Origin of the sequence: Haoranjiania flava (assembly GCF_025631005.1) — a bacterium.
In the GTDB taxonomy this organism is placed as follows: domain Bacteria; phylum Bacteroidota; class Bacteroidia; order Chitinophagales; family Chitinophagaceae; genus Haoranjiania; species Haoranjiania flava.
On the sequence record NZ_JAOTPL010000005.1, the window covers coordinates 43,421 to 59,117 of the forward strand.

The window sequence follows — 15,697 nt, forward strand, 5'->3', positions numbered from 1 at the left end:
TATGATAAAACCAGATAACCTGCAGGAAAGTAAATATTACAAATGGCTTTTGGTTGCGCTATTGTGGGTAGTGGCGTTGCTGAATTACCTGGACAGGCAAATGCTTTCTACCATGAAGCCGTCTATGCAAATAGATATTGCAGAGCTGCAAACAGCAGAAAACTTTGGAATACTCATGGCCATTTTTTTGTGGATATATGGATTGATGAGTCCTGTATCGGGAATGATTGCAGACAAGATCAATAGGAAGTGGCTCATCATAATGAGTTTATTCGTATGGTCTGCTGTTACCTATTTTATGGGTTATGCCACCACATTTTCTCAGTTGAAATGGCTAAGAGGGATTATGGGTGTAAGCGAAGCGGTATATATTCCCGCGGCATTATCTCTTATTGCAGATTTTCACGATTCCAAAACGCGTTCTCTGGCTGTAGGAATTCATATGACCGGCTTATATATGGGGCAGGCGCTTGGAGGCTTCGGCGCTACGGTTGCAGCCACCTATTCGTGGCAGCTTACCTTTCATTGGTTTGGGATTGCAGGTATAGTTTATTCGGCAATACTTATTTTTTTCCTGCGCGAAAATCGCCGTAAAATATATAATAACGAGCTTGCGCAATCAGCGTCCTTACCTGTTTTCAAGGGGTTGAGCGTACTGCTCTCTAATATTTCTTTTTGGGTGATATTGTTTTATTTCGCCGTGCCAAGCCTGCCGGGCTGGGCTGCAAAAAACTGGTTGCCGACTCTTTTCTCCGAGAGCTTACATATAGACATGTCGCAAGCCGGCCCATTGTCTACGATTACCATTGCTGTTTCTTCTTTTATAGGAGTTATTGCCGGAGGGTTGTTGTCGGACAAATGGGTACAAAGAAATATCCGGGGAAGGGTGTATACCAGCGCCATCGGAACATTTTTAATGATTCCTTCTCTGCTTCTTTTAGGCTTTGGAAACACACTTGAAACCTTATTGGTTTCTGCATTTCTGTTTGGAATTGGGTTTGGCATGTTTGATGCTAACAACATGCCCATTTTGTGCCAGTTCGTTCCCGCCAGGTATCGTGCTACAGCTTATGGGTTAATGAATATGACAGGCGTTTTCTTTGGCGCCTTCATTACTGATTTCTTAGGTAAGTCAACAGATGCCGGCAACCTGGGAAGAGATTTTGGCGTAATGGCCATCGTGGTTCTTTTTATTTTGATCATACAGTTGACATTTTTAAAGCCTAAAGCACATGATTTTTCTGATTGAATAAGTGCATCTCCTGCAAAGTACTAAACTCAAAAATCTGCAATTATAAAAATTTCGGGGGCCAAAGAAGAAATTATTTTGAAATGAACTATATTAGCGATTATGTACAGATTCATTTTACCGGTTTTAGCAGGTTTCATCTTTTTCACAGCACAGTCTCAAACCTTTACAGAGTTAGCCGATACCAAACCGCGCGACAGCGAAGCAGCGTGGCGCGGCCTGAAAAACAACTATAATTTTTCCTGGGGAAATACAGATACCCGTTATCCTAAATACACCATACCCGTAAAGCAAGGGATGGAAAATCCTGACGGCGGCAGCACAGCCATCCGGCTTACCGCATGGCGGGGAGAGCGTGTAAATGCACAGGCCGTGCTTTATGTAAAAGATGCATGGCAGGATGTATCCGTAAAAGTTTCTGACCTGAGAAGCGGCAGCCACATCATTCCTTCGGCTCAGGTAAAAATTTCGCCCGTAGCTTATGTGATGACCGATGAGCTGAATAAGGACGGCAAAGGCGGCTGCGGCCACCGGCCTGATCCCACTAAGTTTGATTCCAGTATTGTCGCAGACATTTTAGATCACCATGTGCCCGGCTTCACAGTGGAGGCCAACAGCACGCGCCCGGTGTGGGTTTCAGTTGATGTGCCTGCCAATGTGCAGCCGGGCAATTATAAAGGTACCCTTACAGCTACCGGTGCAGGATCTAAGCCGTTGTCGCTGTCCATCAGCATACAAGTGCTCAACCGCACACTGCCCGATGCGTCCAAATGGTCGTTTCACTTGGACCTGTGGCAAAACCCCTATGCCGTGGCCCGCTTTCACAATGTGCCGCTTTGGAGCAGGGAGCATTTCGACCATATGCGCCCGCTGATGAAAATGCTGGCAGGCGCCGGCCAGAAAATTATTACCGCTACCATTATGCAACTGCCCTGGGCAGGGCAAACATACGACCCCTTCAGCAGCATGGTACAGAAAATAAAAAATATTGACGGAAGCTGGCAATACGATTATGAAGTGTTTGATAAATGGGTTACCTACATGATGCAGGAGATCGGCATAGATGCGCAGATCAACTGCTATACCATGATACCCTGGGCCATGAATTTTGATTATTACGATAAGGGAAGCAACTCGGTAAAATTTATTCATGCCAAAACCGGTTCTCCGGAATTTGCCAGTTACTGGATGCCGTTCTTAAAAGATTTTGCTCGCCACCTGAAAAGCAAGGGATGGTTTGAAAAAACTACCATTGCCATGGACGAGCGCTCCCTGGCCGATATGCAGTCCACCATCAAATTGATCAAATCTGCGGATGCGGGTTTCAAAGTTTCGCTGGCCGGCAATTACCACAAAGAAATAGAAGCAGATATTTATGATTATTGCATAGCCTTCGGTCAGCATTTTCCCACAGAGATAAAAGCGGAAAGAGACCGGCAAGGCAAGCGAAGCACCGTGTATACCTGTTGCACAGAGCCTTTCCCCAACACTTTTACTTTTTCTGCACCGGCAGAAGCGCGGTGGCTGGGCTGGCATACGGCAGCTGGCAATTATGATGGCTACCTGCGTTGGGCGTACAATAGCTGGACCAGAAGCCCGCTGCAGGACTCACGTTTTAAAACCTGGGCTGGAGGAGATTGCTACCTGGTGTACCCTGGTGGCAGAAGCAGCATTCGCTTTGAAAGATTAAGAGAAGGTATCCAGGATTTTGAAAAGATCAGCATCCTGCGCAGAGAATTGGCCTCCGAACCGCAAAAATTAAAAAAGCTGAATGACATGATTTCCAATTTTACCATGGAAGGAAAAGCGGGTCAAACAACTGAAAGCATGATCCGCAATGCACAACAATTATTGAACAGGCTTTAAATTTATGTGTAAAACATGAAGCGAATACATTCATTCATAGCGCTCCTGTTTATTTCTTTCTTTACCCATGCACAAAACACCAAACCTTTTGTAATTCCTGAACTCCGGGAATGGAAAGGCAGCGCGGGCAACTTTACCATTTCTCCCAAAACAATCATCGTAGCAGACGCGTCAGCCAAAAAAGTAGCGCAGCAGTTTGCAGCCGATTATAAAACCATGTTCCGCAAAACCCTGCAGGTAAAGCTGGGGAAGGAAATGAAAGGGGGAATTTATTTTACAATAGATCCTGCGGTGTTGAAAGAGAAAGGCGGCGAAGCTTACCAGGTAGAGATCGGCGAAGGCGTGAAAGTAAGCGCAAACAGCGCTAAAGGCTTATACTGGGCTACGCGCACGCTATTGCAAATGGCAGAGCAGTCAGCTTCATTCCCCAAAGGAAAGATCACGGACTACCCCGAATACCCGTTGCGTGGTTTTATGCTGGATGCGGGGAGGAAATATTTTTCAATGGACTTCCTGAAGGCTACGGTCAGGCTGATGTCTTACTATAAAATGAATACTTTTCAGGTGCACCTCAATGACAACGGCTTTCATAAATACCACGATTTCGACTGGAACAAAACCCAGGCTGCTTTTCGCCTGGAAAGCGCTACCTATCCCGGTTTGGCAGCCAAAGACGGCCATTACAAAAAAGCGGAGTTCAGGCAGTTACAGTTAGATGCGTTGAAACAAGGCGTAGCCATTGTGCCTGAGATTGATGCACCTGCGCATACCCTGGCTTTCGCGCACTACATGCCGGAGCTGGGCAGCGGCAAATACGGCATGGATCACCTGGATCTTTTCAATCCCCAAACATATACTTTTATGGATGGGCTTTTTAAAGAATATTTACAAGGCCCCGATCCTGTCTTTGTAAATGAATATGTGCACATCGGCACTGATGAATACAGCAATAAAGACAGCGTGGTAGTGGAGAAATTCCGTGAATTTACAGACCGCTACATTCGCTACGTAGAGTCTTTTGGTAAGAAAGCTGCCGTTTGGGGCGCATTGACACATGCCCGCGGAAAAACACCGGTAAAAGTAAAAGATGTGCTAATGTACTGCTGGTACAATGGCTATGCAGAGCCGCGTGATATGATCAGCAAAGGCTATGATGTGGTAAGCGTGCCTGACGGATTTTTATACATTGTGCCCGCAGCCGGTTATTACTACGACTACCTCAACATCAAAAGCCTTTATGAAAACTGGACACCCGCTGTTATAGGAAAGGAAGTGTTTGACGAAAAGCATCCGCAGATCAGAGGGGGCATGTTCGCTGTCTGGAACGATCATCCCGGCAATGGCATCAGCTACCAGGATGTGTACCACCGCATGTTCCCGGCCATGCAAACGCTGGCAGTGAAAATGTGGGTTGGCAAAAATACCACCGTAGATTTTAAAGGATTCAACAACCAAAGAACAGCGCTCAGCGAAGCGCCCGGGCTTAACCTCCTGGGGCGTCCTGCTAAAGCTGCCAAAGGCGTGGTGTTTGAACTAAAGAATCCTGTACAGGGCAGGCCGTTGGCGCAATCCCTTACAGATATTGGTTATAATTACCGTGTACACTTCGATGTAATGGCAAACGACAATCCAAAGGGTACCCTGTTATTTTCATCAGATCACTCAAAATTTTACCTATCCGATCCCAGGGAAGGCAGGCTGGGCTTCAGCCGGGACGGCTATGATTACCGCTTTAATTACACCCTGCCGCAAGGCGTAAAGCAACACCTTACCATTGAAGGCACCAACGAATACACCGCCTTATTTGTAAACGGCAAATCCGTGGATTCGCTCAAGATTATTACCCATCCCGATGATGTAAAACGAAAAGATAAAAGGCAATGGGTACAAACCCTGGTGTTCCCATTGAAAACAGCAGGTAAATTCACCGGTACGCTGCATAATCTTAAAGTGGAATTCCTTTGAATGAATATCTTTGTGAAACCAGAATAACGCCTGGTAACATCTAACATTAAATTTGTAAAAAATGCTGAATAGAAATCGCCTGATTGTTTTAATAATTGCGGCTCTGAGTTGGCAGGCAGCCAATGCACAGAAAGCTGAAAGTAACAACAATGACAAGCCTAATGTGATTTATATTTATGCCGACGATCTTGGGTATGGAGAATTAGGAAGTTATGGCCAGCAGAAAATAAAGACACCGAATCTTGACAGGATGGCTAAAGAAGGTATGCGCTTTACACAGCATTATGCAGGGGCGCCTGTTTGTGCGCCTTCACGTACTATGTTGCTCACCGGCAAGCACGCCGGCCAGTCTTATATCCGCGGCAACTATGAGTTAGGAGGATTTGCCGACGATAAGGAAGGCGGGCAAATGCCTTTACCTGAAGGAACTTTTACACTTGGGCATCTTTTTAAAAACGCAGGTTACGCTACCGCCACCATTGGCAAGTGGGGCCTGGGGGTAGTCAATACTACCGGCCACCCCCTGAAGCAGGGCTTTGATTATTTCTACGGATATTTAGATCAGAAGCAGGCACACAATTATTATCCCACCCACTTATGGGAAAATGAAAAGTGGGACACACTGGATAATCCTTATATCTATGTACACGAGAATATTGACCGTGCGAAGTTTACGGATAAAGACTTTGACAGGTTTAAAGGCAATACATATTCGGTAGATAAGATAACGGAGAAAGCATTGTCATTTATCAGGAAAAATAAGAGCCGGCCTTTCTTCCTGTACCTGCCATACACCTTGCCTCACATCTCCTTGCAGGTGCCTGATAAGTATGTAAACATGTACAAGGGTAAGTTTGACGAAAAGCCATACTATGGCGAAGAAGGCTACACGCCCGCAAAATATCCTTTGTCAACCTATGCTGGCATGATTACCTGCCTGGACGATCAGGTGGGCATTGTGATGAACGAAATTAAAAAGATGGGTTTAGATAAAAATACCATCATCATGTTTTCGAGCGATAACGGAGCGGCATTTAACGGCGGTGTAAAACCTCAATTCTTCAACAGCGTACAAGGCCTTCGCGGATTCAAGATGGATGTGTATGAAGGCGGCATCCGTGAACCGTTTATTGCCCGGTGGCCGGGTAAAATAGCATCCGGAAAAGTAAGCAGCCATGTTTCTGCACAGTTTGATATGATGGCTACTTTCGCAGATATGCTCAGGCAGCCTATTCCTTCTAAAACCAATGGCATATCTCTTTTGCCGGAATTGCTGGGCAGAAAAGGACAGCAGCAACATGCTTACCTGTATTTTGAGTATCCTGAAAAAGGCGGCCAGCTTGCCGTTCGTTGGCAAAACTGGAAAGGCGTAAAGACAGGCATGCAGAAAAATATGAATGCACCGTGGCAGTTGTATAATCTGCAAACCGACCCTTTTGAAAAAAACAATGTTGCCGCACAACACCCTGAAATTTTGAAGCAGCTGGATGAAATCGTAGCGAAAGAGCATCAGAGCGCGCACGTAAAAGAATGGGAATTTATCGCGCCGAAGTTCAGGTGATTGTAGTGCAGGGCTGAATGCCGGGCTGCAATGACAAGCACACATTAAAGTTGTAGAAACAAACAAGAAACTGCTGGCTTGGTGTACAGGCTAAATTGTGTACAGAACACATGGCCTACACTTTAAGGCTGGATGACGGGTTTTCCCGGCATAAGCGCACTGGCAGAGGCTCTTGGTCTGCCGATAAAAACTATGAAGTATGTAAAAACACCCAAAAACATTTACCCATTATAAAAAAACAGGCCATCACCTGTTTCGGCCTGTTTAAGCCAACGCATTTTATCGATCCGGAGATAATTTATTGAAAACAGCAAATTCGCAATCAACTAAAGATTGAAATGTGTAAATTTGAAAATCAATTATTAACATGGTTGCTGCAGGCAGCAATTATTAAAACAGGAAGTACATGCAAACGCACAGATTGTTCTTAGCTTTTATTTCTATTTTATTGGCACAAATAGTATTGGCACAGGAAAAGCCCAACGTAATCCTGATCTATACAGACGACTTAGGCTATGGTGATCTAAGTTGTTATGGTGCTACGAAAATAAAAACACCGCATGTGGACAACCTTGCCTCGCAGGGCATAAAATTTACCAACGGCCACAGTACTTCTGCTACCTGTACTCCCAGCCGCTATGCGCTGATGACAGGCGTGTATCCCTGGCGCAGCGGGGCAGCTATTTTACCCGGTGATGCAGCTTTGATAGTGCCCACCGACCGGTTGACGCTGCCCAAAGTTTTCAAAAATGCAGGCTATAAAACTGCAATCATTGGCAAATGGCATTTAGGCATCGGTACGGAAGTGCAGAAAGACTGGAACGGTGAGCTGAAGCCAGGCCCCAATGAAACCGGCTTCGATTACTCATTCATTTTCCCGGCGACCGCAGACCGTGTGCCTACGGTGTTTGTTGAAAATCACCGGGTAGTAGGGCTTGATCCCGATGACCCGATTGCAGTAGACTACAATAAAAAGATCGGCAATGAGCCTACGGGAAAAGAAAATCCTGAACTGCTGAAAATGAAAGCATCGCCCGGCCAGGGGCACGACAATACCATCGTAAACGGCATTGGCCGCATAGGCTTTATGACGGGAGGCAAAACAGCCCGGTGGACAGATGAGGAAGTTTCTACCACCTTCCTTACCAGGGCATTGCAGTACATAGAAGACAACCGTAAACAGCCGTTCTTTCTCTACTTTACCATGACTGAGCCGCATGTGCCCCGCATGCCTGCCACCATGTTCAAAGGCAAGAGCGGGCTTGGCTTCAGAGGCGATGCCATCCTGCAAATGGACTGGACAGTGGGAGAGATCATGAAAAAATTACAAACACTTGGCCTGGATCAGAACACTATGGTGATATTGAGCAGCGACAACGGGCCCGTATTGAATGATGGTTACCAGGATGGCGCCGTAACCATGCTGAATGGCCATGACCCCGCTGCAGGCCTGCGCGGTGGCAAGTACAGTACGCTGGAAGCAGGCACAAGAGTGCCATTCATCATTTCCTGGCCTAAAAAAATAAAGCCGCAAACCTCCAATGCTTTGGTGAGCCAGATGGATTTCCTGGCATCGTTTGCAAGTCTTTTAAACGTTCCCTGTACTATAAAACAGGATGGTGAGAATATGATGAATGCCTTTTTAGGAAAGACTAAAACCGGCAGGTCTGTATACGTGCAGCAGGGCGCTTCACTGGCTGTGGTAAAACAGGGGTGGAAATTCATTCCGCCCAACGGTGGACCTGCCATCAACAAACTGGTAAATATTGAACTGGGCAACGCGCCCGAAGCGCAACTCTATAACCTGAACAACGACCCGCAGGAGAAGAATAATTTAGCAAAAAAATACCCGGAAAAAGTAAAGGAGCTTGCAGCGCTTCTGGAAAAAATAAAACAGGATAAATAGGCTGTTGCACCGGCGCTACCGGCAGAAAAACATGATCGATGATAAAAAATATATTGTTGCTGATGTTACTGGCTGTTTCAGCAGCGGGCAAGGCCCAACAAAAGCGGCCAAACATCATCCTCTTCCTGGTAGATGACCTTGGCTGGCAGGACACCTCTGTTCCTTTCTGGGAAGAAACAACGCCGCAGAACAGGAAATTTCATACCCCTGCCATGGAACGCCTGGCAAAAGAAGGAGTCAAGTTCACAAACGCCTATGCTACACCCGTTTGCACGCCCACCCGGGTAAGCTTACTGACGGGCATGAACGTAACCGCTCATTACATAACCAACTGGACATCACCTCTAAAAGACAACCCTACCGATGCAGCCGATAAGCAATTTTTGCCGCCTCACTGGAACTACAATGGTCTTAGCCCGGTTGCTGGCGTGCCGCACACCGTGCATGCCACTACATTTCCACAGCTGCTGAAAGAAGCCGGCTATTACACCATTCATGCAGGCAAGGGGCACTGGGCTTCAAACGGCACGCCCGGAAGCAATCCGCTGAACCTGGGCTTTTTAATCAACATCACCGGCAATGGCGCCGGCAGCCCGCAGAGCTACCTGGGAAGCGACAATTACGGCAACCTGCCCGGCAAGGCACGCTGGCAGGCGGTGCCCGGGCTGAATGAGTACTATGGTTCAGATACTTTTCTTACAGAAGCGCTTACGCTTGAAGCGCTGAAAGCGCTGGAAGAACCGGTGAGCCGCAAGCAGCCCTTTTTCCTCAACATGTCGCACTATGCCGTACACGATCCTTTCATGCCCGATAAACGTTTTTTTCAGAAATACCTGGATAAAGGCCTGGATTCGCTTGAAGCTGCCTATGCAACGCTGGTGGAGGGAATGGACAAAAGCCTGGGCGATATAATGCAGTTTTTAAAAGCTAAAAAGATAGAACACAATACCATTATTTTGTTTATGAGCGACAATGGCGGCCTGAGTAATCCCGGTTACAGGTCCGGCACTTCCTATATACAAAATGCACCGTTGCGCTCGGGAAAAGGATCGGTGTACGAAGGCGGCATACGCGAGCCGATGATTGTAAAATGGCCGGGCATAACCAAGGCGGGCGCAGCCGTAAAACAATATATAATTGTGGAAGACTTTTTTCCGACTATACTGGAAATGGCCGGCGTGAAAAAATATAAAACCTTGCAGCATGTCGACGGCCGCTCGTTTGTGCCGGTGTTAAAAAATATTTCATTCACAGACAACCAAAGAGTGCTTGTTTGGCATTCGCCTAACAAATGGGTACAGGAGGACGGGCCGGGCATCAATTATTTCAGCGCAATACGGCAAGGAGACTGGAAGCTGGTTTACAGCATGCGCTCGGGTACAGCACAGCTATTCAACATAAAAAACGATATCGGTGAAAATACCGATCTGTCAGCCGCGAACCCGCAGAAAACCAAAGAATTATTAAACCTGCTGGGCATGCGTTTAAAAAATAAAAAAGCGCCGATGCCCGTAGATGCTGCCACAGGAATGCCCTTGCCTTACCCGGCACAGTAGTCACTGGTTGCCAGCCTGCATATACAGGAAATTAAAACAACGCAGATGAAACATAGAGCCATAGTAGTTTTGCTATTTTTATTTTTAATGAATACAGTGCAGGCCTCAGGCACCACCGCACTGAAAGTATTGCAGTTAAACACCTGGCATGCTACCTCTAAGGTTCCCGGCGGCTTTGCAGGGCTGGTAAAGATCATTCAACAAACGGATGCCGATATTTTGCTGCTGTGCGAGCTGAACAACGGCAAAAAAGAAAACCTCACCGGCAAGCTGACAGACACTTTACAGAAGCTGGGAAAATTTTATTACGGAAATGACCGGGCTAAAAGTGCCGGCATACTTTCCAGGTACCCGATAAACTATGTTCCCGCCACCTATTCAGACGTGGAGGATTTTATGACCAAAGCCTATATATCTGTAGCGGGCCGCACGTTGGCCGTATATTCGGCGCACCTGGATTATACAAACTACGCCTGCTACCTGCCCCGCGGCTACAGCGGCACTACCTGGAAAAAGCTGGATGCCCCGGTTTTGGATGTGAAAGCAGTGCTTCAGGCCAACAGGATGTCACGAAGGGACGAGGCAATAGCAGCTTTCGTTAAAGATGCAAAGGAAGAGATACGCCGCGGCAATATGGTGTTGATGGGTGGCGATCTGAATGAGCCTTCACACCTTGACTGGCAGGCAGATACCAAACACCTGAGAGATCATAATGGCTTGGTTGTAAACTGGGATTGCTCGGTCATGCTAAGTAAGATGGGCATGGTAGACGTCTATAGAAAAAAATACCGCGATGCCGTCAGGAACCCGGGCTTTACCTATCCTTCCGCAAACAGCGGCGCAGAACCGGCTACTCTTACCTGGGCGCCGGAAGCTGATGAAAGAGAACGCATAGATTTTATCTATTATTATCCTAACCGCTGGTGGATACTCAGCAATGCATCTATCGTGGGGCCGGAAGAAAGTATTTGCAGGGGAAAAGTAAAAGCCAATGATTCAGACGATGTATTCATCACTCCTGAAGGCGTGTGGCCCACAGACCACAAGGGCAACCTGGCGGTGTTTGAAATTACAACTGCAAAGTAATGCACGCGCATAGTAGGCCTATAAAAGTATCGGCAACAAAACAATCAACGAACAAAGTATTCAAAGACAGTAAACGACGAAATCAAATCTGACAAACCCAAGCACTCAAGACATCGTTCAGTGGCCAAGTGTATAATCATTCCCATGACAGCAATTATTGCCCATCATGTTATTCCCGTAAAACCATTCCTGGAATTATGAAAGAGTGAAACATATCAATTGCCACTGTTTTATGAATGGAATCCAGGTTAATAGGCTACCCTTACAAAGATGGATGCATAGACCATGGTTATCTATCAATGAATGTTAGAAGTAAACAGAAATACCTGCTAAAGCGCCAAACAGGTTTTGCCGGAGATTGTGGTCATCAGCGTTTTTACTGTTGAGCCTGTTGCGCGAGTACTGAAGATTCAGGTCAAAGGAAACAGAGCGGTTGATAAAGTAGGCAATACCGGCACTTCCGTTCAGGGATAAACCGGTGTATTGCTTGTTGATATTTTGCGAGGAGTTATCGGATACCTCCTGCCCTTTGGTTATTAAATAACCTGCACCTACACTCAGGTTGGGCTTCAGGTTGCCATTCACAGGAAAGAAGTAGGTGGCGGATGGGATAATGCCCAGGGAAGTGGCTAAGGTTTCACGGTAGATGCCGCTTTTATCACCTGGATATGTACCTAAAAAAATCTGTTGGCGTGTATAGTTGTAATTGTAAGATGCTGAAATACCTACTGACAGGTTATCGGCAATGAAATAGCCTGCACCTGTTTTAAAGCTATAGTCGCGGCTCTTGATTACATCATCGAAATCGTTATGCGTATGCTCAGGTTGGCTCTTGCCAAACAGCAGTTTAACATCTGTATTGGCCGTTAGGATCATCCTGCCTTTTTCGGTCTGGGCAAAACCAATGTTGAAAACGGATATAAAAAAAATATAAAGAAATATACGCTTATTCATATTGAAGAATTGGCTGTAAAGTGTCATGTAAAAAATTAAAAATATACAGATACGCCTGCCGCCAGGCCAATGATGTTCTGGGTTTGGGAGGAGTTGCCGGTTTCCTTATCTTTTAATTGAAGATGTGCGTATTGTACGCCAAGGTCAAAAGAAAAGTTGCGATTAGGAAAATAAGAGACGGCAGGCGACACATGAAAGGTAATGCCTTCGGCGTCTGTTTTATCTTTAAATACCCACGTATAGCCGGCTCCTGCACTCAATTGTGGCCTTAGCCTTCCTCCAACGGGAATAAAATAGGTAATGGAAGGAACTACACTGGCTGACCAGTTATGAAAATAAGGTGAATTGTTGTCCGGCTCCGTACGGTTGTAAACAATGCCGCCGTTGATGCCAACAGCCAGATCTTTTACAATAAAATAAGCCATGGCGGCCTGGAGATTCGCAGTCTTTGTTTTAACAGCGCTTCCGCGGCCACTGTCAACGGCAACACTGGTTGTCGAGGAAAGAAAACCAAGATTAGTAGCGCCGGACAGGGCAAAACGCCCTTTTTCAGTTTGAGAAAATCCCTTAGCGAAAAAAAGGAACAACAATACGGGAATAAAAAATTTTTTCATTGAAAGATAGATGAGAATAATTATAAGTTAAAGCTATGCAAAATATTAATACAAGAATAAGAATGTATATGTATTTTTGAAAATAAATAAAATAGTGAAAAGAACAATTACCTGCAACTGCCAACCTGGCTTTACGCCAGCATGAGTTCGGGCTGTTGAGGCAGCAATGGGAGCGGGTAAAACAACCTTTAGGAATGTGTTGTGCAAAGGTGTTTTACAAATAAAACATATCTCTTCAAGCCGGGTCTTATCCTGGTTCACCGAAAGAGCAAGAGAAGGTTGGCATCTGGGCGTTTGGCACAAAGAAGAAAGAAAAGTTGGGGCCTTTGTGTATTTATTGTCTATTGTGGTTCAATTAGTATAGTTTTGGCACAGGAACAGCAACATTTATATTAAACACACAACTATGGAAATTGACTGGAAAGAAATCTTTGCTATAGAAACACACTTTATGGCGTTGGTATTAAGAGCAACATTCCTGTACCTGGGTATATTGTTGCTCTTAAGGTTATTGCCGCGGAGAACCGGCGGCGAAGTAGCACCCACAGACCTGGTCTTTGTGGTGCTGATCGTGGAAGGAGCCTCGCATGCGTTAGGAGATTACACTTCTGTGTCGGAAGGTTTTATCGTGATCTGCACTTTCCTTGCCTGGAACTACTTCCTGAACTTTCTGAGCTACCATGTGCCGTTTGTGGAAAAATTACTTTTTTCTCCGCCGCTGCTCATCATTAAAAACGGGAAAATAATCAGGAAAAACCTGCGGAAAGAATACCTCACCAACGAAGAACTATACGACCAGCTTCGCAAAGAAGGCATAGAAGACATCAATGAAATAAAAACCGCGCACGTAGAAAGCGACGGCAAGATCAGTTTTATAAAGAAAGGAGGGTAAGGAGCAATACTTTTGTGTGTAATGGCTATTGACAGAACGTGCAGCATTCAAATATTGTACTTCCGGATCGCTTAATAAATATTAATTTTACAATAATGAAGCCGCACATTCTTATAATAGATGATGAAGTAAAATTGAGCACATTGCTCGGCCGTATCTTAAGCCTGGAAGGTTACGAAGTCTCGCTTGCAGCTACATGCAAAGAAGGTTGGGCACAACTGGCTAAAAAAGATACCGATGTTGTTTTATGTGATGTGAAACTGCCCGATGGTACCGGTGTGGAACTGGCAGAACAGATCAAAGCCAGATACCCGGTAACGGAAATTATTTTACTTACCGCTTATGGCAATATTCCCGATGGTGTGCAGGCCATTAAAAACGGCGCTTTTGACTACATCACCAAAGGAGATGACAATAACCGCATCATCCCGCTTGTATATAAAGCAGCTGAAAAAGCGCAGCTCAATAAGCGCGTGGCATCGTGGGAAAAACAATCAGGCAATAAAAATTCATTGGATAAAATAAGCGGAAAATCAATCGCAATCCTCAACGCTGTTAACCTGGCCGGGAAAGTGGCGGCAACGGACAGCACGGTATTGCTGACGGGCGAAACAGGTACAGGCAAAGAAGTATTTGCACAGGCTATTCACCAGGCAGGTAAAAGAGCGGCCAAAAGTTTTGTTGCCATCAATTGCTCGGCATTTAGCAAAGACTTATTGGAAGGTGAATTGTTCGGGCATAAGGCGGGCGCGTTCACGGGCGCAACCAAAGACCAGAAAGGCTTGTTGGAAGAGGCAAACAACGGTACTTTGTTTTTGGATGAGATTGGCGAAATGCCCGTTGAATTGCAGGCCAAGATTTTAAGGGTTTTGGAAAACGGCGAGTTCATTAAAATCGGTGAAACGAAACCCTCCAGAACTAACGTGCGCATCATTTCTGCTACCAACAGAGATCTAAAGAAGGAAGTTGAAGAAGGCAACTTCAGAGAAGACCTGTATTTCCGCTTGTCTGTTTTTCAGATTGCTTTACCCGCGCTGCGCGAAAGAAAAGAAGATATACCAGGCATTACTGAAATGTTCATTCAACAATTCGCCCATAAAATCAATAAACAAAATATTGGTATTTCTGCTCCGGCACAACAGGCATTGAACAATTATCAGTGGCCCGGAAATATCCGCGAGTTGAAAAATGTAATTGAGCGCGCCGTTATTCTTTGCGAAGGCCAGATTCAGCTTTCCGATTTGCCTGTTGAAATACAATCTTCAAATTTAACGGGCAAAACACTGTCTGCATTTTCAATTGCATCGGTGGAAAAATCACACATTCAAAAAGTGCTGAGCCACACCAAAGGCAACAAAGCTGAAGCTGCACGGCTGCTGGAGATCGGGATAGCCACCTTGTATAGAAAAATAGAAGAATACGGAATTGGTTGAGCTGAAGGAGAGATTACATACCTTTCACCTGTCATTGCTGGCATCAACTTTCACCTGAAATTTCATTCCTGCTATCCAACAATATTATTCGTTGCTGTCAAATAAAACTATCTCTCTCTCATTTTGATAAACGGCCTATCATTTTGATAGGTTTTTTTTATTAATAATACCAGGTCAATAACCTGAAACCCTTATTGATATTGGGTTTCAGAGTTAAAGATTCGAAATGGAACAGCATTTGGCATATAGCAATTAAAATATTTTAAAATGAAAAACCGTATGGAAACAAAACTGCAATCCTGGCACCTGCTGCTGATTTTTTATGGAAGCATTGCTTTATTTGGAATTGTTTACAGAATCATAACTGCATACACATGATAACAACAGTATTACTCATTGCGGCCGGTATTTTGTGCTTTGCAATCTTTTACCGCGCTATTAATTTCTTTGATAAGATATGACACTATTATTCATCATCGCCATTGCCGTATTTGTGTATATGTGCTATGTGCTTTTAAAACCGGAAAAATTTTAATCAGGTAAATAGTAAATAGTGAATTGGAAATAGACAGCGTTCTTTTTAACATACGACGTCCTTTAACCATCCACAATTAA

General features: G+C 45.2%; 12 protein-coding genes. 10 read left to right on the forward strand and 2 right to left on the reverse strand.

What is annotated here, in order from left to right:
* Position 1: 1 nt before the first annotated feature.
* From OD355_RS05035 to OD355_RS05065, 7 genes are all read left to right on the forward strand, one after another.
* A complete protein-coding gene (locus OD355_RS05035; RefSeq protein ID WP_263037368.1) occupies positions 2–1,249 on the forward strand; it encodes an MFS transporter in 1,248 nt (415 codons plus the stop codon).
* A gap of 102 nt (positions 1,250–1,351) precedes the next feature.
* Complete coding sequence (locus OD355_RS05040) at positions 1,352–3,115, forward strand: DUF4091 domain-containing protein (RefSeq protein ID WP_263037369.1); 1,764 nt, start codon at positions 1,352–1,354, stop codon at positions 3,113–3,115.
* A 15-nt stretch (positions 3,116–3,130) separates the two neighbouring features.
* Positions 3,131–5,080 (forward strand): family 20 glycosylhydrolase, encoded by a 1,950-nt coding sequence (locus OD355_RS05045; RefSeq protein WP_263037370.1) that lies wholly within the window; start codon positions 3,131–3,133, stop codon positions 5,078–5,080.
* Between the two features lie 61 nt (positions 5,081–5,141).
* The gene (locus OD355_RS05050) at positions 5,142–6,641 is read left to right on the forward strand and encodes an arylsulfatase (RefSeq protein ID WP_263037371.1); all 1,500 of its coding nucleotides are present in this window, start codon (positions 5,142–5,144) and stop codon (positions 6,639–6,641) included.
* A gap of 406 nt (positions 6,642–7,047) precedes the next feature.
* Positions 7,048–8,547 carry a sulfatase family protein gene (locus OD355_RS05055; protein WP_263037372.1) on the forward strand — a complete coding sequence of 500 codons (1,500 nt, stop codon included), beginning with the start codon at positions 7,048–7,050 and terminating at the stop codon, positions 8,545–8,547.
* A 38-nt stretch (positions 8,548–8,585) separates the two neighbouring features.
* Entirely contained in the window at positions 8,586–10,103 is a 1,518-nt protein-coding gene (locus OD355_RS05060; RefSeq protein ID WP_263037373.1) for a sulfatase, read from the forward strand.
* Positions 10,104–10,148: 45 nt separating this feature from the next.
* Positions 10,149–11,189: an endonuclease/exonuclease/phosphatase family protein gene (locus OD355_RS05065; protein WP_263037374.1), complete on the forward strand. Its 1,041-nt coding sequence runs from the start codon at positions 10,149–10,151 to the stop codon at positions 11,187–11,189.
* A 306-nt stretch (positions 11,190–11,495) separates the two neighbouring features.
* Here the strand turns inward: OD355_RS05065 and OD355_RS05070 are convergent, their stop codons facing one another.
* Together OD355_RS05070 and OD355_RS05075 are read right to left on the reverse strand one after the other, a co-directional pair.
* A complete protein-coding gene (locus tag OD355_RS05070; RefSeq protein ID WP_263037375.1) occupies positions 11,496–12,143 on the reverse strand; it encodes a porin family protein in 648 nt (215 codons plus the stop codon).
* A 35-nt stretch (positions 12,144–12,178) separates the two neighbouring features.
* Entirely contained in the window at positions 12,179–12,757 is a 579-nt protein-coding gene (locus tag OD355_RS05075) for a transporter (RefSeq protein ID WP_263037376.1), read from the reverse strand.
* 406 nt (positions 12,758–13,163) lie between these two features.
* On the opposite strand from OD355_RS05075, the gene OD355_RS05080 reads away from it, so the two are divergent.
* From OD355_RS05080 to kdpF, 3 genes are all read left to right on the forward strand, one after another.
* A complete protein-coding gene (locus OD355_RS05080; RefSeq protein ID WP_263037377.1) occupies positions 13,164–13,649 on the forward strand; it encodes a DUF421 domain-containing protein in 486 nt (161 codons plus the stop codon).
* Positions 13,650–13,744: 95 nt separating this feature from the next.
* Positions 13,745–15,082: a sigma-54-dependent transcriptional regulator gene (locus tag OD355_RS05085; RefSeq protein WP_263037378.1), complete on the forward strand. Its 1,338-nt coding sequence runs from the start codon at positions 13,745–13,747 to the stop codon at positions 15,080–15,082.
* A gap of 457 nt (positions 15,083–15,539) precedes the next feature.
* Positions 15,540–15,617 (forward strand): K(+)-transporting ATPase subunit F, encoded by a 78-nt coding sequence (gene kdpF, locus OD355_RS13935; RefSeq protein ID WP_382303400.1) that lies wholly within the window; start codon positions 15,540–15,542, stop codon positions 15,615–15,617.
* The last annotated feature ends 80 nt before the right edge of the window (positions 15,618–15,697 follow it).